Annotated in this window: 21 protein-coding genes; 4 read left to right on the top strand and 17 right to left on the bottom strand. The window is 36.2% G+C overall.

The window, feature by feature from the left end; genetic code table 11:
• Positions 1-12 precede the first annotated feature (12 nt).
• The 12 genes from J2772_RS00415 to J2772_RS00360 all read right to left on the bottom strand — a co-directional run bounded on the left by J2772_RS00415 (position 13) and on the right by J2772_RS00360 (position 11,829).
• A complete protein-coding gene (locus J2772_RS00415) occupies positions 13-2,214 on the bottom strand; it encodes a histidine kinase dimerization/phosphoacceptor domain -containing protein (protein ID WP_209912360.1) in 2,202 nt (733 codons plus the stop codon).
• A gap of 111 nt (positions 2,215-2,325) precedes the next feature.
• On the bottom strand, positions 2,326-2,991 hold the full coding sequence (locus tag J2772_RS00410) for a YoaK family protein (RefSeq protein WP_209912359.1): 666 nt from the start codon (positions 2,989-2,991) through the stop codon (positions 2,326-2,328).
• 4 nt (positions 2,992-2,995) lie between these two features.
• Positions 2,996-3,469, bottom strand: a complete 474-nt coding sequence (locus J2772_RS00405) for a Dps family protein (protein ID WP_209912358.1) — start codon at positions 3,467-3,469, stop codon at positions 2,996-2,998.
• 1 nt (position 3,470) lies between these two features.
• Positions 3,471-3,896 carry a DoxX family protein gene (locus J2772_RS00400; protein WP_209912357.1) on the bottom strand — a complete coding sequence of 142 codons (426 nt, stop codon included), beginning with the start codon at positions 3,894-3,896 and terminating at the stop codon, positions 3,471-3,473.
• 11 nt (positions 3,897-3,907) lie between these two features.
• A complete protein-coding gene (locus J2772_RS00395; RefSeq protein WP_209912356.1) occupies positions 3,908-5,797 on the bottom strand; it encodes an amidohydrolase in 1,890 nt (629 codons plus the stop codon).
• Positions 5,798-5,803: 6 nt separating this feature from the next.
• Entirely contained in the window at positions 5,804-6,547 is a 744-nt protein-coding gene (locus J2772_RS00390; protein WP_209912355.1) for a M17 family peptidase N-terminal domain-containing protein, read from the bottom strand.
• Positions 6,548-6,567: 20 nt separating this feature from the next.
• Positions 6,568-7,956, bottom strand: a complete 1,389-nt coding sequence (locus tag J2772_RS00385) for an alginate export family protein (protein WP_209912354.1) — start codon at positions 7,954-7,956, stop codon at positions 6,568-6,570.
• Positions 7,957-7,975: 19 nt separating this feature from the next.
• Positions 7,976-8,608 (bottom strand): hydrolase, encoded by a 633-nt coding sequence (locus J2772_RS00380; protein ID WP_209912353.1) that lies wholly within the window; start codon positions 8,606-8,608, stop codon positions 7,976-7,978.
• Between the two features lie 34 nt (positions 8,609-8,642).
• Entirely contained in the window at positions 8,643-9,554 is a 912-nt protein-coding gene (locus J2772_RS00375) for an alpha/beta fold hydrolase (protein ID WP_209912352.1), read from the bottom strand.
• Between the two features lie 134 nt (positions 9,555-9,688).
• Positions 9,689-10,177, bottom strand: a complete 489-nt coding sequence (locus tag J2772_RS00370) for a MaoC family dehydratase (RefSeq protein ID WP_209912351.1) — start codon at positions 10,175-10,177, stop codon at positions 9,689-9,691.
• A gap of 27 nt (positions 10,178-10,204) precedes the next feature.
• Positions 10,205-11,026, bottom strand: a complete 822-nt coding sequence (locus J2772_RS00365; RefSeq protein WP_209912350.1) for an alpha/beta fold hydrolase — start codon at positions 11,024-11,026, stop codon at positions 10,205-10,207.
• A gap of 635 nt (positions 11,027-11,661) precedes the next feature.
• Entirely contained in the window at positions 11,662-11,829 is a 168-nt protein-coding gene (locus J2772_RS00360) for a hypothetical protein (protein ID WP_209912349.1), read from the bottom strand.
• A 278-nt stretch (positions 11,830-12,107) separates the two neighbouring features.
• On the opposite strand from J2772_RS00360, the gene J2772_RS00355 reads away from it, so the two are divergent.
• The gene (locus J2772_RS00355; protein ID WP_209912348.1) at positions 12,108-13,244 is read left to right on the top strand and encodes a helix-turn-helix domain-containing protein; all 1,137 of its coding nucleotides are present in this window, start codon (positions 12,108-12,110) and stop codon (positions 13,242-13,244) included.
• 258 nt (positions 13,245-13,502) lie between these two features.
• Positions 13,503-14,789 (top strand): serine hydrolase domain-containing protein, encoded by a 1,287-nt coding sequence (locus J2772_RS00350; protein ID WP_245365015.1) that lies wholly within the window; start codon positions 13,503-13,505, stop codon positions 14,787-14,789.
• A 68-nt stretch (positions 14,790-14,857) separates the two neighbouring features.
• On the opposite strand, the gene J2772_RS00345 is transcribed toward J2772_RS00350, so the two are convergent.
• The 4 genes from J2772_RS00345 to J2772_RS00330 all read right to left on the bottom strand — a co-directional run bounded on the left by J2772_RS00345 (position 14,858) and on the right by J2772_RS00330 (position 20,260).
• On the bottom strand, positions 14,858-15,376 hold the full coding sequence (locus J2772_RS00345; RefSeq protein WP_209912346.1) for a DUF2911 domain-containing protein: 519 nt from the start codon (positions 15,374-15,376) through the stop codon (positions 14,858-14,860).
• A 49-nt stretch (positions 15,377-15,425) separates the two neighbouring features.
• On the bottom strand, positions 15,426-17,117 hold the full coding sequence (locus J2772_RS00340; protein ID WP_209912345.1) for a sodium:solute symporter: 1,692 nt from the start codon (positions 17,115-17,117) through the stop codon (positions 15,426-15,428).
• Positions 17,118-17,217: 100 nt separating this feature from the next.
• On the bottom strand, positions 17,218-19,722 hold the full coding sequence (locus J2772_RS00335; RefSeq protein ID WP_209912344.1) for a PIG-L family deacetylase: 2,505 nt from the start codon (positions 19,720-19,722) through the stop codon (positions 17,218-17,220).
• A 157-nt stretch (positions 19,723-19,879) separates the two neighbouring features.
• Positions 19,880-20,260, bottom strand: coding sequence for a hypothetical protein (locus J2772_RS00330; RefSeq protein WP_209912343.1), 381 nt, complete (start codon positions 20,258-20,260; stop codon positions 19,880-19,882).
• Between the two features lie 144 nt (positions 20,261-20,404).
• Between J2772_RS00330 and J2772_RS00325 the strand changes: the two genes are divergently transcribed.
• Entirely contained in the window at positions 20,405-20,575 is a 171-nt protein-coding gene (locus tag J2772_RS00325) for a hypothetical protein (RefSeq protein ID WP_209912342.1), read from the top strand.
• A gap of 109 nt (positions 20,576-20,684) precedes the next feature.
• Here the strand turns inward: J2772_RS00325 and J2772_RS24370 are convergent, their stop codons facing one another.
• Positions 20,685-20,849: a winged helix-turn-helix transcriptional regulator gene (locus J2772_RS24370; protein WP_209912341.1), complete on the bottom strand. Its 165-nt coding sequence runs from the start codon at positions 20,847-20,849 to the stop codon at positions 20,685-20,687.
• A gap of 629 nt (positions 20,850-21,478) precedes the next feature.
• On the opposite strand from J2772_RS24370, the gene J2772_RS00315 reads away from it, so the two are divergent.
• A complete protein-coding gene (locus J2772_RS00315; protein ID WP_209912340.1) occupies positions 21,479-22,990 on the top strand; it encodes a helix-turn-helix domain-containing protein in 1,512 nt (503 codons plus the stop codon).
• Positions 22,991-23,158: the final 168 nt, after the last annotated feature.

Below are 23,158 nucleotides of genomic sequence, written 5' to 3'. Positions count from 1 at the left end.
TATAATCAGCCTTTAATTTGAAGGAGTAATTTCTGTATTTTTTCTGAAGGTAATCGTAACTTTTAATCCACCTTTGTTTTCGAGATGGAACGTACCATCCAGCTGATCGGTAAGCCCCCGCATCAGATTCATGCCCAAAGATTCTGTTTCTTCGATATTAAAATCTTCAGGAAGCCCTACTCCATTATCTGAAATCATCAGTTCACAAAGATCCTCACCGGTATTTTTAAATGAAACAGAAACTTCACCTTTCTGATCCTCCGGGAAGGCATATTTTACCGTATTGTTAACCGCTTCATTAACGATCAATCCCATAGGAACAGCTTGTGCAACATCAAGAAAAACTTTATCAGTATCCACTGTGAAATTAATTTTTCTGTCAGAGGAATAGCATTCCTTGATATACGTAATCAGCTCATAAATGTACCATGACATGTCAATCATTGAAAGATTGTCAGACTGATAAAGCTTCTGGTGGATCAGGGACATGGCGTGCATTCTGTGCTGGCTGTTCTGAATGGCCATCAGGGCATCTTCATTGTCCAGATAAGCTGACTGTGTATTCAGCAGGCTGATCACAATCTGCAGATTATTTTTGACCCTGTGATGAATTTCCTTTAAGAGCCATTCTTTCTCGGAAAGTAATTTCTTCAGCTGTTCATTCTGTTCATCAATCTGCTTACGTTTCAGTTCCAGGTTTTTATTTGCATTACTTTTTAATCTTGATCGGTTATACAGCAAGGCAGCAAAAAGAATCAGTGCCAGAATGCTCCCAATAAAGACATATCTGATAAAAGTATCATTGGCAATTTTAATATCCTGCAGTTTTGATTTCTGGGTCAGCAGCTGAATATTTTTATCCTTCTGCTCTGTCTCAAACTGAATTTTAAGGCCGTTGATCTGCTTGCTTTTTTCGCCATTAAAAACAGAATCGGAAAGTTTCTTATACAGCTGATAATGCTGTATGGCATCAAGGTATTTTCCTTGTATAGAATCTGCTTTGAACCACATTAAATGATTTTCCGAACGAAGCATATCATTCCCGTTATTTTTGGCTATTGAATCAAAAAGTCTGGCTTCACGATACATTTTATCAAAGTTCCGGGTCTGGTAGTGATAAAAGACAAAGCTTCGCAGCAATGAAGCCTGTTGATTATTCTTTTCCGCATTTTCACCGTAATAGGCCACCAATTTTTTGTAGTATGCTTCTGCTTCGTTAAACTGCTTTAAAATAGTATAAGTGCTGAACAGGATATAATTTTCTGACATTTCAAAATTCTGGTCTACTATCGGATACCGTTCTCTGTATTCTTCTATCATGGTAATGGCCTGCTTAAACTTTTTTTGTCTGATCAGCATCGTAGAGATATTATTAGCAACCGTTCTGATATAGCTATTATCTTTGTTTTTTTTCGCAGTGGCCAATGATTTTTCCCAATACTTCATGGCATCATCATTCTGACGAAGATAATAATACACCATTCCGATATTGCTGTAAATAGAACACATCTGTAAAGAGTAATCATTCACGCTTTCCGCAGTTTTTTCTGCCAGAAGTCCATAGCGGAGAGCTTCCTCATAGTCCCCCTTCTGAATTTCAACCTGGGAAATAAGATTGTACACACTTTGTAATTCTCTGAATTTCACTGATTGATACACGGACAAGGATTGCTTGAGCAAACCCAAAGCCTTATCAGGATTTTCCTTGATATAATAAAGCTCGCCTATATCTTTTAAAACGCCTGCCTGATTCACCTTTGATCCTGAATTCTTAAAAAATTCCAACGCTTTTTCTTTCAGTTTAATTTTAGTATCAAAGTATTCAGGTTTATTGTCATACATATACGATAATTCATTGTATGCCTCTCCGGCCTGTTCCTTAAATTGATGGGCCTCAAAATAGGAAAGTGCTTCTTTCATTCCGGAAAATGCCATGGTTTTGTTTCCTCTTTCTTTATTTATTTTCGCATCCAGAAATATGAGTTTTCCGGCAGACATTGGATCTCCGAATTTTATATTCAGTGCTTTTGCCTGTCTGTTCAGAATAGCAGCACTGTCGAGATCAGCTTTTAATTCTCCTTTTTTAGTAACATAATAATTACTCAGTCGCAGCAATAATACAGTTTTCTGAGCATTATTTGTGGAAGAGGAAATCTGTTTTCTCAACAGTGCGGGATTTTCTTTGATCTGTGCTTCTGCTATGCATGAAAACATAAAAACCAATGAAAAACATACTATCTTTAGTAGATTTTTAGATAAAAAATAAAGGCTGAAATTCATTTTTTAAAGATAATCTATTATCCTGTAATCTGCCATAGTCCCGTGCTAGTTTTTACGGTGGTAAAAATAGCAGATTATCATTGCCAGCCCCGGTAGAATCAGTGTTACCAGCCCTAGCTGTTTTCCTGCATAAGCCCCTAAAAAACACCCCACCAGAAATCCGAGTATGGTAATCAACTGCTTCTTTAGGCTTGCCAATGCCTCAGGGTGATGAAAGCCGTTTGATAAAAGCGTTCCGAAATCCAGAGAGGCCTGGGTTACATTTCCTGTCATCATTGTAGTCGGACCATGAGTTTCTTTCGCATACAGTTTTCCGAAGGCATTCTGAAGTCCCATAGCAAAGACTGCAATCATAGCAACAGCATACATCACCACTTCCGAAAACATTCCGTAATAACTGAAAATTATAACAATAGTTCCTGCTAAAAGAAGCAATGCTCCTTCCCAGAATAACAGTGTATAATGATTGATTACTTTCCCGGCAATCCTTCCTCCCGCCATAACAGCGAGAATAAATATCGGAAAAGTAAGCAGCTTTACCCACGCATGAATATCCGACCCTTTCACAAACTGATAGGCAAATACAATAAAGTTTCCTGTAACATGTGCCGAAAAAAGGGCATCTGCCGCTACAAAGGTCACTGTATCACAGTATCCGGCAATCATGGTTAACAATAAGGTAACAAAACCAATATTATGTTTTACCTCCATTTTGTTATTTTAAGTGTGAACGGAGCATCCAGCCCATTTTTTCATGTGTTTCCAGCAATCCTGTAATATAGTCGCTTGTGCCTGAATCACGGAATTCAACAGCAAAGTTTTCAATATTTTCACGAAGATGAATGATGATACTTTCGTGGTCGGAAAGCAGCTCTCTGATATAAGTCAGACTGTCGTTCGATTCCAGGTGATGCTCAGACAAATGCGTTAAAGCAAGATATTCCCTGAGCGTAGCCGGCGCATAATGTCCCAATATTCTGATTCTTTCAGCCAGATCATCGATCATGCCGTCCAGCTGTTCATATTGTGCTTCAAAAAACAAATGTTTGTTGTAAAAATCCGGTCCTTCCACATTCCAGTGTGCCTTTTTCGTTTTGGTATACAATACAAATTCATCTGCTAAAGTTGCAACCAGCACTTCAGCAACTTTTGCTAAATTTTCGTTTTTAATTCCGATTGAAGTTTTCATTTTATAATATATTTAATAAGTAATAATCAAGTGAATATCTTCCTGCACCCAATGCAAGAATCAGTAACAACGACAGCGTGTACATAAAAGGAACATCCCGTACTTCCAGCGAATCTTTCCTGTGAACCACAAAATATCCTATAGCCGTAACGCCTATTGTCGGTAAAACCGCAAGTCTGGTTCCCAGTCCTAAAATGATCAGAAATGGAACCACCAGATCAGCAAACGAAGCCGCCAAGGCATTGAGTTTATCAGGCATCCCCAGGGGATTTGGAATCACTTCTCTTTGTCCGTTTTCCAGTCTGAATTTCTTTAAGCCATGTACTCTGAATAGCTGAATGGCAAGGAGTACCCGGAAAATCAGAAATGCAGTATTATTCATTGGTGAGCCTAAATCCGAGGAAAGGATCTGTTTTAAAATTTCCATAGTTTTTACGTTTAAAAAGCAAAACAGGAACAGCCTAAAGCTCCCCAAAATGCGTGGTAATTATTAACAGGTACACTGCTCATTCTTGCCTGGTTGTGATTATGATGGTGAATATCACAGCTCCCTGCACAGCTATGAATTTGTGAAGTTAGCGGTGCTTTTAAATCCTGCTTAGTATTTTTCTCTATTTCTTTCTGTAAATGTCCGCCAGCAGGGTAATATCCGTTGTAAAGATTCGCAGGTGACCAATCAGGAAGCACAGGAACGGATGGTGGAGCATAGGATGAAAAGGTTCCTTTTGCATATACTATTTTTCCGTCTACAATGGTCATTTCTGCTTCAATATTTTTGATCTCTTCATCATCAACACTGAAATAATCCTGATTAAGAACTGCCAGATCGGCAAACATTCCCACTCTGATATCACCTTTTTTCTGTTGTTCCTGAGAAAACCACGCACTGCCTTTTGTGTACAGTTCCAATGCTGTTGCCCTGTCCAGTTTTGTTTCGTGATACAATTGAAGTCCGCCAACGGTTTTTCCTGCTGTTAACCAGTACATGGAAACCCAGGGATTGTAACTGCTTACTCTTGTGGCATCCGAACCTCCACCTACAGGAACTCCCATTTCCAGCATTTTTTTTACGGGTGGTGTACTTTCTGCAGCAGGAGAGCCATAACGGTCTGCGAAATATTCTCCCTGGTAAGCCATTCTGCTCTGAATAGCGATTCCTCCGCCAAGCATTTTTACTCTTTCGATATTTTTTTCATCAATGGTTTCCGCATGATCAAAAATCCATGGAAGACCATTGAAGGGAATATCCCGGTTTACTTTTTCAAAAACATTTAAAAACCTGGAGATGCTTTCATTATAGGTGGCGTGAAGTCTGAAAGGCCAGCGGTTTTCTACCAGTAAACGGACTACTTTTTCAAGATCAGCTTCCATGTTTTCAGGCAGATCCGGTCTTGGCTGAAGAAAATCTTCAAAATCTGCTGCCGAAAATACCAGCATCTCTCCTGCCCCGTTGTGACGGTACATGTCATCACCCTGATATAATTTTACGGTGTCTATCCAATCGCTGAAATCTTCAAATTCATGCTTAGGTTTCTGGGTAAACAGATTATAAGCAATTCTTACGGTAAGCTGTTTTTTTTCATTCAGCTCGTTCACCACCTGATAATCATCCGGGAAATTCTGGAACCCTCCGCCGGCATCAATGACGCTGGTAATTCCGAAACGGTTCAGTTCTGTCATAAAATGTCGGGTAGAGTTCAGCTGGTGTTCGTAAGAAAGCTTCGGACCTTTTGCCAGTGTTGAGTATAAAATCATAGCATTTGGGGTGGCAATAATCAACCCTGTGGGTTCACCGTTAGTATCTCTTTCAATATGTCCGCCTGCCGGAGCCGGAGTATCTTTGGTAAATCCTACCGCTTTCAATGCTGCCCTGTTCATTAAAGCCCTGTCATATAAATGCAGGATAAAAACTGGTGTTTCCGGGGCAATGGCATTAATTTCCTCCAAAGTAGGCATTCTTCTTTCTGCAAACTGGAATTCTGACCATCCTCCCACTACACGTACCCATTGTGGTGAAGGCGTGCGGTCTACCTGATCTTTTAACATTCTGAGCGCATCAGCCAGTGAGGGAACGCCATCCCATCTTAATTCCAGGTTATAATTCAATCCTCCACGAATCAGATGGATATGAGAATCATTTATTCCGGGTACTACCCTTTTCTTTTTAAGATCAATCAGTTCCGTGGATTCATCTGCGAACTGGTCTGCCAGTCCGTCATTTCCAACCGCAATGATTTTCCCTTCTTTAATGGCTACTGCAGAAACCTCCGGAGTCTCTTTATTAAAAGTGTGTATTTTTCCGTTGTATACAATAAGATCTGCTTTCATCTTTAATTATTTGGTGTTCAACTTCGAAATAGCGTTCTGAATTCCTCCTCCTGCAACGGTGAAAAAAGATGGTCCGGCCAGCAGAATCAGTTTTTTTAATTTTATTTTATCGGACAAATGCTGGGCATTTAAATAAGACTGTGCACGATAGGCATCAAAAGCACCCAGAACCACATTTTCTGCCACCAAAGCTGTTGGAGAATCGATTCCGGCATCTTTGATATCACTGGCAAATGATACGGTATGTACCTGCAGTTTCAAAGCTTCCCTCATCGCAACACTTCCCACTTCTTTCATGAGTTCAGCATCAAAAGAATTTCTGTTTCCCAACCCGATCAACAGCAGTTTTCCTGAGGCAAGACTTCCTTTCGGAGGATTAATTAATAAGGTTTCCAAAGCATGTCCTTTGAACTGTCCTTTTTTACGAACTTCTGTAATAATTCCTTTTAATGCTTCATCCAGATGGACCATTCCGTTCAGTTCTTTGGGAAGTGCAGGCGGATTGAAAATATCTCCTTCTGTATACTCAAAAACACAGGCAATCTGTAGATCTGCTTTGGCAGCAGAAGGTCCTTGTACCAGGCCTACAATAGAAATCCCGTCAACAGTTCCCCATGTTTTTGAGGTTCCGACCGCTGTCTTTTCTACGACAGTCTGTGCTGAAACAAAGTTTGTTCCCGCAGCTGCCAAAATCAAAGCTGTAAAGATTGTTTTTGACCAATTGATATATTTTGAAATTGAATTTTGCATAATAAATGATTTAGTAATGATTAAAATTTGAATCCCAGCCGTATATTCCAGAAAACACCGCTTTTTGCATCCTGAATGATATCTTCAATAAAAGGCCCTTTGTGGAAATACTGAAGTCCGCTCACTAAAGAGAAATGTTTATTGAAATTATAAGTGAAACTGGTTAAATAAGCCGTTCCGATATATCTTTTATCTGAGCTGCTTCCGGGACGGTTCAATGCTCCGCTTGGCCGGTAGACTCCATCATTCAGAGAATATCGCCAGTTGAAGACAACATCCATCTGCATCTTGAGTTTAGACGTCAGATCCAGGGTCATATACGGGTGAATATCAATTAAATTGACAGGTCCCACTTGTGGGCTGAAGCCAAAATACCCACCTTTCGGATATAAAGGATTAAATGTATTGAGCTTTCCATCGTTTTTAGAATGATCTCCTGATATATAATCGTTTCTCAGATTGATGCTCGGGCTGAATCTAAGGTTTTCAAAGAGATAGCCAACATCCACAGAACCTGTCCACGCACTGATCCTTTCATTTCCAAAGCGTCCGAACTGATAGGCAGCTTCCAGATTATAAATAAATCCGCCACCATATTTCCAGAGCCTTCCACCAACCGTATGGCGTTTTTCTTTGGCTGTTCCAGCTTCAAAAACAGACTCATCCCTACAGATTCCCAGGTAATATAGATCCAGGTTTCCAGCTTTAGGAATAATAATTTTGGAATAAAGTCCCCAAAGGTTAAGCTGCTTTGAAATGGTATTATCAAAAACGCCGGTATTGATAGAGTCTGCCATCATCACAAAAGCATCCACGGAAATATTTTTATAGAAATACATGATTTTAGCTCCTGTAAAAGACAACCTGGCATTCGGTCCTTCCCTTACAGAAATTAATCTTCCGGAACCGTAGTCCAGTTCCTGTCTTCCCAGTCTGAATATCAGTTTCTGATCTTCTTTATTCACTAAGCCGGCATCCAGAAATAGGTTCTGAATATTCAGCTGGTCTTCATCAATGCCTCTGGAACCGTTTTTTCGCCCATTCTGCAAAGCACTTCTGACCTGCGAGAATATTCTGAAATTTTTCCCGAAATGCCAATCTGCATGAAGATCATAGCGCTGCAGAAAAAAATCGTTGTGCCCTATTTTAAACCTTCCCCAATCTTCGTTGTTGAAATCCACATATTCATACCTTGCTTCGCCACCCAATGAGAGATAGACATTTTTCTTCTCATTGAGAGGGAGATATTTAATTTTATCATAAAAACTTTTCACAGAATCTTTCAGATATTCATAGTTTTCATCGTAGCGCAAGAGTTTAAAACTCTGGGCTGAAATGTTTTCAAAACATAAAAAAGCTGTAATGATAAAAGCTTTTAAAAGCAGTATTGAAGGTGCAGATTTCAACATTGAAAATGGTATATGGATTTTAATGATTCAGCATATGATGGGCATAGTGGATCCCCAATCCATAAGAGCTTCCGTATTTTTTCATAAGATCAGTTACCGGGCCATATGTTTCCTGACGTGCCCAATCTCTCTGAAGTTCCAGGATATACTGAATTGAAGTCATAGGTTTTACTCCTGAATGGATCATTCTCTGTACGGCTCTTTCGTGCGCCTCATCGCTTACATCGCCACAAGCATCGGTAATTACATACACGTCATAACCTTCCTCAAGCGCAGATAATGCCGGACCAACAATACAAACACCTGTCCATAATCCTGCGAAAACCAACTTCCGTTTCTGTGTTCCTACGATTGCTTTATAAGCAGCTTCATCTTCCCAGGTGTTCATTGTTGTTCTGTCGATATAGCCTGATGTTGCCATCGGATATGCTTCCTCAATTTCCGGGAAAACCGGACCTGAAAAGCTTTGTTCTGCAACCGTTGTAACGATGACCGGAACATTGAATATTTTGGATGCTCCACACAATACCGCAACGTTGTTACGCAGCTCATTCATAGAGATACTTTTAGTGGCAAATGCCATTTGTCCTTCAAAATCAATTAATACCAATGCATGATTTTCAGGAGAAAGTAATTTTGATGATGGTTTCATAAAGTTTATTTTAGATGTTATTTTAGTTTAATTTTTATTGCTTAAGAAATTTCAATAATTCTTCATTGAATTTGTCTTTTTCTTCGAGGAACAATGCATGCCCGCTGTTTTCAAAAGGAATAAGCTTAGATCCTTTAATGGCTTTGTTCATTTGCTCAGCTAAAGCATAAGCCACTATTCTGTCCTGTTTTGCCTGCATGATAAGAGTCGGAATCTTGATTTTCGGTAAATCTCCACGAAGATCTTCGTCTCTTAAAGCAATTAACGCCTGCTCCATTGCATAAGCAGATGACTGCATTTCGATCCCTCCCAACCAGGCACCTACGCCAGGTGAAACAGAAGTTGCAGATAAAACGAATCTTTCACCTATCGTGTTCAATAATCCCGGTCTGTCTACACTTACAAGGTCTACCCATTTGGTAATGTCTTCTTTCGTAAATAGCGGATAAGGATAATCCGGTTTTTTGGTATGAACAGGTGCAGCAGCAGCAAACAATGCTAGTTTACTGATATGAGCGCTATTGTATTTCGCCACGTAATGCAAAGCAATCGCACCGCCCATAGAATGTCCGCCCAACGTAGCATCTTTGATATCTAATTTGTCTAAAACAGCTTTGATATCAGAGGCAAACTGATCATAATCATATTTTCCATAAGGTTTGTCCGACTGTCCGAATCCTCTCAAAGTGATTCCTATAACCCGATAACCCGCTTTGATTAAAGGAAGGTATTGATACTCCCAGGAAGCATCACTCACCGGATAACCGTGAATTAAAACAACTGGTTTTCCTTCTCCAAGGTCGGAAACATGAAGTCTTACATTAGGTTCCACTTCAATATATTCTGCTCTGGCCTTTGTAGATTTCGCCGTATTTTGTGCATTATTATGAGTAAAGAATACCGTTGACAATAAAACGGCAGCACCAAGAATTGATTTTAGTTTCATAATGATGATATTTAATGGTTGATTTTTGACAGATTTATTTTAAAAATGTCAAAGTGGTGATAAAGTATTGAATCAGCTGCCGTCTTTAAAAAGGTTTTCCATTTAAAAGAAGACAGCAGATTCAAAAAAAGAAATTATCTTTTTAGTAAATATTTATGCTGGCCTTCCAAAACGAGTTCAGATTTTTGGTTATAGACTGTCACTTTTGTGGTAACTATACCCTTGTCTCCCTGTGGCGTTAAATCGGTAATTGCTAATGAAGAATACAGAGTGTCTCCTGAATGTACCTCCTTCAAAAAATTGCATGATAATTCTAAAAAAGCAATGAAAACATTTCCGAAGTAATTAGGCAAAAGGGTTGCTCCCGGTGCGGTAAAAGCCAATACCTGCAAACCGTGAACTACTGGAGCTTCGTGACCGTATCTTTTTGCGTATTCCACATCGTAATGAATCGGATGATTATCACAAGAGACCGTTTGAAAAGCTGAAGCATGTGCATCAGTAAGAGTTCTGCTTGGCGCTCTGAACACCTCACCTACTTTCAGTTCGTCGAACGTACGAGCCGGAACAATAGAAAAATCTTCAGGATTGAATACAGATTCGTAAGTTTTTGAGTTTTCCATATTTTTTGGATTTGAATGGAGTGATGATTATTCAGTAATAAATTCCAAAAGGTCTTTATTGATGGTTTGATGCTCTGTAGTCGGCATGCCATGAGGGAATCCCGGATAAGTGATCAGCTTTCCGTTCTTCAGTAATTTAATTGATTTTAATGCTGCATTTGCAATAGGAACGATTTGATCATCTTCCCCATGCATCACCAAAACAGGAATATCAACGGCTTTTAAATCTTCGGTTAAATCTGTTTCAGAAAAGGCTTTGATCCCATCATAATGAGCTACGATTCCGCCCATCAGTCCCTGTCTCCACCAGTTTCTCTGAACGCCGTCCTTTACATTCGCGCCTTCTCTGTTATAGCCGTAGAAAGGGAAAGTCAGGTCAAAATAGAACTGGTTTCTGTTGTTCATCGTCTGTTCTCTGATGTTATCGAAAACTTCCATCGGAACGCCATCCGGATTATTTTCGCTCTTAACCATTACCGGAGGAATTGCACTGATAAGAACCGCTTTTTTAGCTCTTCCGTTTGCATATTTGTTAACATAACGGATCACTTCACCACCTCCTGTTGAATGCCCGATGTGTACAACATCTTTCAGGTCAAGGAATTCTACCAGCTCAGCAGCATCAGAAGCGTATTGTTCAATAGTATGATTATAGATGTTCTGGCTGGAGCGTCCGTGGCCTCTTCTGTCGTGTGTAACAACTCTGTAGCCTCTCTGTAAAAAGAAAATCACCTGTGCATCCCAGTCATCAGAGGATAAAGGCCATCCGTGGTGAAACATCAGTACGGGTCCTTGTCCCTGATCTTTGTAAAAAATTTCTGTTCCGTCTTTTAATGTTAATGTGCTCATTGTTTTAATATTTTTTTGAATTAAACTTATGAGCATAATGCCAAAAAATAACCCAAAACAATAAACAAGCTGATTTGCAACACATTATTCAAAAAAGAACAATAAAACAAACTACGAAATATCGTATTTTTATGATTACACTATTCAATTTTATATAAAAATCATCTTTTTTATTTAATCTTATTTTGTTAAAGTTCTCCAACACACCTAAGAACACAGTGCTTATCTGATTTAGAAATCATATCATTTATAAAGCCTACTTGTCATTCAGTATTGTATAATTAAATAACACTTATGCTATGTTTTGGATTACATAAAATATCTGGTAATTAACATCAGGCAGCACCGTAATAGGAAGATACTCATTGAGAAATAGCTTTAAAAAATTTTAGTAGATATACCCATTTTATTTTTAAACAGTTACTTAAAAAGCTAGGATGAGATCTTGAATTATATTGACTTAAAAGCAAAACAACCTCCTGTAAACAGTAGGTTGCTTCCTATTACTGAATTACCAACAATCGGATAGAATATTTTCTAAATTCCTTATTTTAAAATTAACATTTGATTAGGCACCAGAAAAATAATATTTCAAATTATTAATTTAGTGATATAGTTAAAATAATTGTACCCATCTACTGAATAGTATAATCTTTGGTATCCTCTTCTGACAATCTGAAGTAGCCCAAAGGTGCATTGGCAGAATTGGTTGAGTTACTAATATTTCCATTAACAAAAGAAAACGGACCGCTATCAAGGTCACAAAAAGCTAAATGGCGCCAACTAAAGACTGTTGGTGCCATTTTTATTTACTTATTACGAGTTCGAGATCTTGGATTAAGCACAAAATTTGGGAAGATTTTTTAGTATTTTTTTGTATATCCTGCCTTCCCTTTCTACCTTGCTCATTCAATAATTACTTTAACTATTTCAAAATAAGTCAAGAGCATGGCAGTATTGAGATTTATAACAATACAACTTTTAGCTTTTGGTCGGAATATTTTTAACATTTGGATAAAATCATCTATACTTTTTTAAGCTTTCCTATTTAAATATTAAATTGCACCTATGTTAAAAAACTATGGATAAATACAGCTTTTTGGAAATAGCAACATTTATAGGAATATTTTTGGTGCTGTTTCTTGCCTTATTTTTATTGACTGTAAAAACTAAACACAAACTTGCAAATTGGCTTCTTGCTTTTTTTCTTTTTACAAATGCCGTAGATGCTTGTAAATTTTTGATGCGTGATTTTCCCGTTAATTTCATTAACCTCGAGGCTTTTCGTTGGAGTATTAACTATTTGGTTCCGGCATTGTTTTATCTCTATGTATTGTCCGTTTGTTTTTCCAAATTTCGATTAAAACCGAAACATTTATTGCATACTATTCCGTTTGTTGCTTTCAATTTGTATATGATGTCAGGGATATATTTTGAAGATAGAGCTGCGAAAGTGAGTTTCATAAATACTATGAATCAAACGCCTATCATGCATTTTTTTTATTTTCTTTTCGAATTTCTATTTCAAGTTTATTTTATTGCTTCATTTCTTGTTATTAGAAAGTCTAAAACCGTTTATCTCGAGAATTATACAAATCCAAATATTTCTATCCTAAATGCACTCTACAAAATAACAATTCTATATTATGTTTTACATTTTTTAGTTCTTATAAGATGGTTGGTTAGTTTTATCTTTGGTTGGGGAGAACTCAGACAATGGATTGTAACCCTTGACGGATTTGCCTTTTTCTTTTGTACGTGTTGGTATCTATTTGTTGCATTAAACAAACCTGAATTTTTCAGAGGAGTTAATTCTCAATTGAAACCTATCGTAGATCTAATTCCGAAACAAAAATCTTCTCCTATAATTGATGATGAAAAAAATAAACAAATCCTAGCTTTGAAAGAATTTATGATTAAAAATGAACCTTATTTAGATTCTTCATTAACGATTCAGGATTTGGCAGAACAATTAAATATGTCCGTTAAAGATTTATCGGCTTTGATTAATCTGTATATGAATAAGCATTTTTTTGATTTCATTAATGAATATCGAATTGAAAAAGCTAAAGAAATATTGAAAGATACTTTGCAAAAAGAACTGACTATTTTAGAAATTCTTTATCAGGTTGGTTTCAATTCTAAATCGTCGTTTAGTACTTCTTTTAAAAAATATACAGGAACAACTCCAACAGATTTTAGAAAAAATCCAAATTAATCCATTCTTTTTCTAAGAAATGGGTTCGACTTTTTTTAATCGATCGCGTACTGAGGCATTTTAAGGCATCTTTGCAGAAAATTTTAGACAATCAATCAAATTCTAATTAAAATGAAGAATCGATTTTTCTTATTATTAACAACTGTTTTATTTACAAATATACTTTCTGCCCAAGGGTTAAATAATCCCAAAGAAACAAAGAAGATACATCAAAATTCGACTGAACAAAAATCAGAAATCAATCAAATTGATTCCTTAATGACAAAATCTTATGAAAGAGGTTTGTTCAATGGAAATGTCCTTATTGCTAAAAATGATAAAATTATCTATCAAAAATCATTGGGTTTTACCGATGAAATGAGACAAACTCCTTTAAACAACAAGTCAATATTCAACATTGGCTCTATTGCAAAGGAATTTAATGCTGTTGCCATCATGATTTTAGTTGAACGTGGTCTTCTTACTCTTGATGACAAGGTATCTAAATTTAATTTAGGATTACCAAAATGGGCAGAAAAAGTTTCTATACGTCATTTGATTAATTATGCTAGTGGTATTCCTCCAATCGAACGATTAAAACCCGAAAATGATGCGGAGACATGGAATATTTTGAGAAGCAATGATAGTCTACTCTTTGAACCAGGAACCAGTTACAGGTATGATAATGGCAATGTCTTTTTGCAAAGAAGAATTATTGAAAAGGTAACCGGAATGTCTTTCCAGCAATTTGTCATTAAAAACATTGTTAAACCTTTGAAAATGACCAATTCGGTATTTGATCCAACATTTGGCTCTACAAACAGAACCTCTTGTTATGATGTGGACAATGTCCGATGCCCGGAATTGAAATTTATTAGTGGCTGGCTTTGGGTAGATATCAATGATCTCTATAAATGGATTGAAGCAATGAATTCTAATCGTTTAATATCCAAAAAATCCTTTCAAACTTTGTTGAATAACCCATATGCAAAAGAGGAAGGCGGATCACTTGGCAGATACTTTGAAAAAGAAGACCTTCAAAGACATAACGGAGTTTCTTATAAATTTGAATCCATCTTTTTAAACGATTTCAAAAATAATATTACAATAATTCTGGTGTCCAATAATCTCAATAGAGTTTGGGATTTGGGATATACTATTCACAACCTGATGTTAGGGAAAGATTACGAAATTCCTAAAAAATCTATTTATCAAGCGATAAGAAAGGAATCTCTCAACGATGTAAATAAAGGTATAGAGACTTATTATTTACTCAAAGAAAACTCTAAAAATGAATATAGTTTTGAGAACCCGGCAGAACTTAATAAATTGGGGTATGAACTATCAAGACTCGGAAAAATCAATGAATCCATAACAATATTTAAATTGGCAACCAATGAGTTTCCTAAAGATGCTAATCTATTCGATAGTTTAGGGGAAGCCTATTTTACAGATAAGCAATATGATTTAGCATTAGAGAGTTATAAAAAAGCTATCAATCTTGGCGGAACTAACGGTAATGCTGAAAAAATGATCGATAAAATCGAAAAAGAAATAGGGAAGTAAAATTTTCAAATCAAATTTTAAACAATAAAATCCCGTTAATACGGGATTTTAATTTCTGACATTTAAATTTATTTGATCTCTACAGGAACTGAGATTTTATCCCAATCCATTGTGAATCCATTATTGTTTATTTTATACACTAAAGTTTCCTGTGTTGCTGGTAAAGCTTTTGTTTTTACATCAACACGTAAAGCATCTTTAGCTTCTTCGTATTTATAAGCACCCCATTGTTTTGGCTCTTTGTTAAAAATTGCAGTCCAGGTTCCGCTTTCTTTAGGGATTAAGAAAAAGCTATATTTACCTGCAGATAGTTTTTTACCTTGAACGGTAATGTCTTTATCCGTTTCGAAAGTAGTTGCTTCATTGGCTCCCGCACGCCAAACTTTATTATAAGCTTCTAAACCACCCCAGATGGTACGCCCTTTAACAGAAGGACTGCTATAGGCAATTGTAATGGTTGCATCTTTAATTTTCCCCGTTGCAGTAGCTGGAGGGCTGGCAGGTTTTTTAGTATCCTGTGCAAAGGCATTCATGGAGATTGTCATTGTCGCAACAAGTACGGCAGCAGATTTAATGATGGTTTTCATAATATTTTTGTTTGTTTGTATGTTTACTTTGTTTGTTTACTTTGTTTGTTTACGAATTTACTGCTTTCTGCTTACAAAACAGTAATCCGATTGCTGAAAATATAATTACTGCTGCTGCCCCAATGACGTTAAGCCAAAGAAAAGAAACAATATCGAATTTATAAACGGCAATAACTGCAATTTCTGATAAGATTGCAGAAATAAATACATTGGAACCAGTGATTTTTTTATAGTAAAAGGCGACAAGAAAAATCCCCAATATCGGGCCGTAGAAAAGAGAGCCTAATACATTAACCGCTTCAATAAGGGAACCCATTTGAGTGGCAAACATGGCTACACCGATTGAAAAGATCCCCCAGGCTAAAGTGTGCAGGCGACTATACTTCAATTCGGTTGCATCATCAGGAATTTCTTTTTTAAATATCAAATGAACATCTTTTAATGAGCAGGCAGCAAGGGAATTCAGCGCTGCGGAAATTGAACCCCAGCTGGCCAGAAAAATAACGGCAAACAGTAAACCGATCATCCCTACAGGCAAGGTATTTTTTACGAAATACAGAAAAATATAATTGGTATCCGTTTTCTCTGCATTATAGTTTGAATTATTGATAGCTTCTTCTACCCTGCTGTGAAGTGCTTTTACCTGGGTTTGTGTGTTTTTAAAATCCTGAATTGTTTTCTTAAGTTGGGGAGAATGAGTTTCTTTCAGTTTTAGAATTTCTTTCGATTCTGCATTAAATTTTATTTGCAAATTCTGATGTTCTTTTTCAAAAATTGCAGCCTGTTCAGGTTTTGTTTCCTTTAAATATTGATAAGAGCGTTCATTAAAATAAATCGGAGCCGGTTTTAGAGAAAAGAAAGCGAAAAGCAAAGCACCAATCAGGAGAATAGCAAATTGCATCGGAATTTTGACCAATCCGTTCAACAGCAAGCCCATTTTTGCATTGGTATTATCTTTCGCTGTAATATACCTCCCCACCTGACTCTGGTCAGTACCGAAGTAAGAGAGCGCCAGAAAAAAACCGCCAATTAGCCCGCTCCAAATATTGTATTTATCTTTCCAATCGAATTCTGTGGTGATTACATTGAGTTTTCCGGATTTTCCCGCCAGATAAAGTGCATCTTTAAAACCAATTCCATTCGGCATATTCTGAATAAGCAAATAACCTGCAAAAGCCATTGTTCCCAGAATAATGAGAAACTGTAATTTTTGGGTGTGAGCGATCGCTTTTGCACCACCAACATAGGTATAAATCAACAGAATACCACCTGTTAAAACATTGGTCAAATAAATATTCCAGTTTAAAACGCTTGACAAGATGATACTCGGAGCGTAAATGCTGATTCCTGTTGATAAGCCTCTGGAAAAAAGGAAAAGTAGTGAAGTGAGTACCCTTGTTTTTTTATCAAAACGGTTTTCTAAATATTCATAGGCGGTGTAAACATTTAAGCGCTGAAAAATCGGGATGAAAGTGATACAGATAACTATCATCGCCAAAGGCAAACCAAAGTAATACTGAACGAAACGCATCCCGTCTGTATAAGCCTGGCCCGGTGCTGAAAGAAATGTAATGGCACTTGCCTGCGTAGCCATAATACCTATAAGCACAATGTACCAAGGCATTTTATTATCTGCTTTCAGGTATGATTCGTTGCTTTTCTGGCCACGGCCGATCAATACGCCGTAAACAACCACTGCAACAAGGGTAAAAATAAGAACTGTCCAATCTATATTACTCATGCCCAGAATTTAGTAAACAAATAATAAAATGCGATCTGCAATACTAATGCAGCTGCTAATAATATGTACCAGGTATTCCAATTTTTAAGTTGCTTGTTCATTAGTTTTTCTGTGCAGATAAAAAGTTTAAAAATAAACGTGCCGCTCCAACATTTCCCGCAGGCAGCTGTCTGAAAAATGCCAATGGTGTATAAATAAAATTACCCTTCCCGTATTTGGCATATAAAGTTGATCCCTGAAGAGGCTCTTCATCTGCATCGTGCATTTCAAAAAGCGGTTCATATGCTGCATCCCATTGAGCAGGGAAATAGGCACCGCGCTCCTGTATCCAACCTTTAAAATCATTCGCAGTAATTTTGTTCGGAAAGTTCAGTAATTTATGATTTGGATTTAAAAACGTAACCGCAGCATTTTCTTCGGTAACACGCTTATTGGCAATACTGAAATTGTACATCCCCAATTTGTCAACGGTTGTATCCTGGTTGGTGTTATACTGCATCATCAAATTACCTCCGCCTTTTACATAAGACCATAAAAAAGGCATCCAGCGGCCCAGTTTTTTCTCTGTGTTATTGGCACGAACACCCAATACGATGGCATCATATTGTGATAGCTTGTTTTGACTGCCGTTTCCAGCAGTTTCATCCAATTTGCCATAAAAATCTTCGTCTTTCAAAACATCTACCTGAATACCTGCAATGCGTAGAAACTCAGGAATGAAATCGCCCGCACCTTCTATATACCCAACTTTTTTAACCTTCGCCTGAATATCACCTTTCATTACGGTTACCGTTGCAGGCGCAAAATATTGTAAGGAGGGTAAATGCGGATATTGAATTAATACTTGTTTTTTATTATACATTACTCCATTTTCAACATAATTTGCATCCAGTTGAAAACGATCCGAATGTATTGCGGCAAGCTTAGCTTTTGGAATAACATAATTGATGGTAGTATCTTTTCCATTGAGCGAACTTACATCAGCACCGCCTAATCGTTCTCCGTTATACATCAGGTTTAGATTACCATTACTGTACTGTCTGTTAGAATTAACCTTAAAGTGTAAACTCAAATGTAAATCTTCATTTTCTTTGGCCACATAAAGTGGTTGTGTAAATTTCAGTTCCAATGCAGGAACAATACGCAAGGCTTCAACCACGTCACCACGCACCGGGTCTAATTTCTTGAAAGATAAAGGAAGTTTAACCTGAAAATTTTCAGAACCGATTTTTAAACCAAGCAAAACATTCAGTGGTGATTCCGCCTCAGACAAACCGATTAAAGTATCATTCGGAACAGAGAAAGTTGCTGCATTCGTGGGAGGTTTTGCTAACCAGTAAGGTTCTGTGAGTGCTGCATCTGCAGGAATCTGAATGTCATGCTGAATGGTAATTAAAGAATCTTTTGATAGTTTTCTGTTGAAGCTTTCTAACTTACTTAACCATTTCACATTTTCTAAAACGACAGGATTTGTAGCTCTTGAAATCAAATTTAACCTGAAATTGTAATGATCCCCGGCAACAGCTTCAGCCTGATTGGTAACCACCTCGCCCATAAATCCGGCACAGCTTAAAATGATATTGTCAAGAGATTTAAGCTTATCGCTTTTCAGGTCTGCATTCTGTAGCGTCATAATCTTTTTTCGCAAAGCAAGCAAAGCAGGCAAGCTAAGGTCTGGATTATTGAAATTGAAAGCGGAAATAATTTCATCTAGTGAATGGTCAATATCAGCGTTTCCTTTTGCGGCCCAGGTTTTAACTACTCCATCAAAAAGTGTCGCTTTTGCAGGCTCACCAGTAACGTGGGCAAAATATTCAGTTCTGATCCCGGCTACAGACTGTGTTCCTGCACCCTGGCTTTTATGTAAACTTCTGCTTAATCCGGCCAGTTCACCATAGCCCATTCCCAGCTGCGCATCATATTGCCCAACAGTGACTTTCAGTTGATTTTCAGCTGTCGTATTGACCCCACCAAAACGGAAGGTATTCCACAATACACGTTTTGGCTGCCATACATTCACATATTTCAGTTGATCTGGGAAAGCCGTTTTATCGCCTGCAAGCTTAAAAGCTTTTTCTGCAACCACGGCCGAAGCCGCATGTTGTCCGTGTCCTGCCGCAGCAGTAGGAGGAAAACGACAAATGATAATATCAGGACGGAATTTACGGATTACCCAGACTACATCCGCTGTAATGCTGTCTGCATTCCATTGTTTAAAAGTATCGGTAGTATTTTTAGAGAACCCGAAATCAATCGCCCGGGTAAAAAACTGTTGGGCACCGTCTAACTTTCTTGCCTCTAAAAGCTCATGCGTTCTGATTAAACCCAATGCAGCCCCCTGCTCTGTACCTAATAAATTCTGACCACCATCACCTCTGGTTAAAGACAAATAGCCTGTTTCTACATTTTGGTCGTTGATTAACCAGGAGAGCAATCCTGTATTTTCATCATCGGGATGAGCCGCAAGGTATAAAACTTTAGGCAGCTGTTTAAGGGTTTTGAGTTCACGGTAAATTTCAGATGATTTGGAAGGTCGAACCTGTTGGGCCGAACAAAAAACCGTATAAAAGCCAAGAATAAATACAATGATTACTTTTTTGAACATTTAGATTTGCTTTGCAAGGCAAATATAAGTAAATCGTTTTTCTTTCAACTTTAAAAAAATTACAGTTGAACATCTTATACTTTTTTTATCGTTTTTAAACACACTGAAATAATTTTAATTTCTGTGCTATATATATTAATTACTATAGCTTGATCTTCTATTTGAGAGGCTTAATGGTTATAATTACTGTAGAGTGGCCACAGGAAGTAAAGTTACCTATATGAAAATAGGCGGGCCTTTTATTCTTGATTTCATTTTTGATTAGCTGTACAATTTTATCTTTGTCAAGAAGGTGTTCTATTTGTTCTTTTTGAGCGATAGCCTTCATTTGCTGCTCTGAAAATGGAATATCCCCGGTGAAACAGTCATAAAAAGTAGATTTACAATCAAAATGTTGACTAATCAAAGGTACAGGGTTGATCATTTCCAGATATTTTGATCTCTCAAAATCCTTACGAACAGCAAGAGCACCAAGATAGGAATAATGTGCTACTGCATCTACAACTTCAGGAGCAATATTATCATCTATATTTGTCACAAAATTCTTCCAGACAACAGGATAATTTGATAGGGTATCATTAATGATATCACCCTGAATAGCTTTAAAATAAATACAAGTCTCATAAAAATTTAGGTATCAAAAATTATTTTGAGCTTCCAATCATTTACAAAATTCAAAATCTTGTATTTACTGGAAACAATAATTTTATCAGCCAAGAAATTCTTCATTACAAAACAGTTTGGGGCTACAGTTACCAATGATGTAAAGCCGGGATACGGAAAGACTGCTGGAGTGGTATTTTTAGAAAAGAATAAATCTAAAACTGATTCATGGCAGCGGAGATGTAGGTAGGAAAGCCTCACAACCACCTTGAAGTTATCACCTATCACATTTTTCCGGTGCTCCAAGCCCCATTCCAACACCGCGTCGATAACTGTTTGAAAAGTACTCCCTGATTCATTCAGTTCATATTCAATGTTAATGGGATGGCGTCATATACTTTTTGTACAACCAAACGATTAGCTTCCAGATCCTTCAACTCTTTGGATAGCATACCTAGATTTATTTTGGGAATATCTCTTTCGATTTCGCTGTAACGTTTTGTTCTAAAATCTAATGAGCCCAAAAGAGGAAACTTTCATTTACCTGTTATAACATTGACTGTATCATTCAACTCCGAAAAAAATTATTGGACATTCTTTGACAGCAGTAATATGGTTCATAATTACTTAATCATTCACTTATTTCAATTTTTATTTTTTCTTTATCTGATACTATAATGTATCAATAAGCGTATAATGGTAATATAAAAAACAAATAAAATTTATTAAACCATTGAAAAGCTAAATCCCTTTGTGCACCCTAGCTAACCACAAGATAAACAATTGCATTTCAACAACTTGATAAACCAAATAATATTAGTATCCCAATATCATTCGAGCGTCTCATGATTTCTCCTTTGATATTTACCGATAGAAATCGGTTTCTTATTTTTTTCTTAATATATACAAGTAATAATTCATTGCATAATAACATATTTTTGCACTATAAATTTTCCATCAAAATAAAAACTCTAATTTATTTTGAAGGGAAATTTTTCATTTATAGTGGAAAATAAATTACAAAAGCAATAACCAAATGAACAAATCCTTTATTTTATTTTTTCTTTTTTTAACTAATTTTATTTACTCTCAGGATATTATTTCTTTCAATTCTATTTATAATAAAACTTATCTAGAAACCTCTGAGGTAAATATGAAAAAAGCACTGAAAGTGGCTGATTCACTATATACCATTTCAGAAACACCTATTTTGAAAATTAGAAGCCTGATGCTTTCTGCTTCATTATATCAACATTCCGGGGATTTGAAGAATGCCATTGAATTTGCCCTAAAAGCGGAAAAAATTATTTCTAATATGGATAATAATATTGGAAAAGCCCGTGTATATGGTTTTCTTGCAACTCAATACCGAATTTTAGGACTTTACGACGATTCTAAAATGTATTACCAAATCGCATTTGAAGTATCTGAAAATATCGAAGACAAAAAATTTGCAAATGAAATGAAAGGTCTTCTCATGCAGGAAATGGCATATTATGAAGAGCATAAAAAAAATTATAATAGGTCTATTTTCTATATCAATAAAGCTCAATCTTATTTCAATTCGATACAACAAAGTCCTGAAATTACATCTACAAGATCAGGGAATAACGAGCAATTACTTGGTCTTAACTATTATAACCTTAAAAATACGGACAAAGCAAAATTACATTATGAGAATGCGTTAAAATCATTACGTACAATACCTACCAACTTTATTACCTGTCTTGTATATAATGGTTTGGCTATGATATATATGGATCAGGATAATCTTCATGAAGCAAAAAAATACATCGGCCTTATGGAAGATTATTCAAAAAAAACAAAAGATCTTGAGTTAAAGAATGTGATGTACAGTACTACTCAAAGATATTATGAAATTACTCTCAATATGAATAAAGTTAGTGACTTAGCAAAAAAGAGAGACTCAATAAAAGGAGATTTAATAGATAAATCTTATAATATTATAAATCACACTTATTCCAATCTAAAAAAAGAAAATAAGGTAATAAAAAAGGAAAGCAATGTCAATAAATATCTTTTTTTGCTGGGCAGCTTATTATTACTTGGCAGTAGCATCTATTTTATTTTTTACAGAAGAAAGCAAAAAAGAATTATTAAACGTTTTAAACAAGTTCTAAAAAAGTCTAACGAAACAAAACAGGATGTCATTAGTTCTATAAATAAAATAGCAACAGTCAGTACCGAAATTGAAAATACCACCCCTATACAAGCTTTATCTGAAGAAATCAATGAAACTAAATTTTTGGAAAGCAAAACACTAATCATGACCAGCGATACAGAGGAAAAAATTCTATATAAACTAAAAGAATTTGAAAAATCTACAATTTTTAACCGAAAAAATTTATCGCTCCCTTATCTGGCTACTTATTGTAATACTAACAACAGGTATCTCTCGCATGTTATCAATACACACAAAAAAAAAGATTTTTATAATTATATCAATGAGCTGAAAATCGCCTATATTATCGAAAAGCTTAAGAATAATCCTGAATACAGAAAATTTAAAATTGCTTCTTTAGCCGAAGAGTGTGGTTTTTCGTCTCCTAATAAATTTTCGCTTGTTTTTAAAAAAGAAACAGAAATATTGCCATCTGCATTCATTAAACTTCTTAATCATGAAAGCAAAAATATAAATATCTAATTTACAATCAAATAGACAATTATCAATAACAGTATAATGATAGATTAAATGTTTTTTTTTAATGACTCCCATAAGTAGTTTTGCGGTGAAATATTTCTATCCTTTCGTTTACAATAGTTTTTACAGTCAAAGAAATCCTTTTGTAAACAATAAAATTTTAAATTATAT

It is taken from the genome of Chryseobacterium jejuense, from assembly GCF_017877355.1.
Taxonomy (GTDB): domain Bacteria; phylum Bacteroidota; class Bacteroidia; order Flavobacteriales; family Weeksellaceae; genus Chryseobacterium; species Chryseobacterium jejuense_A.
This window is presented reverse-complemented; position numbering and strand designations above follow the sequence as displayed.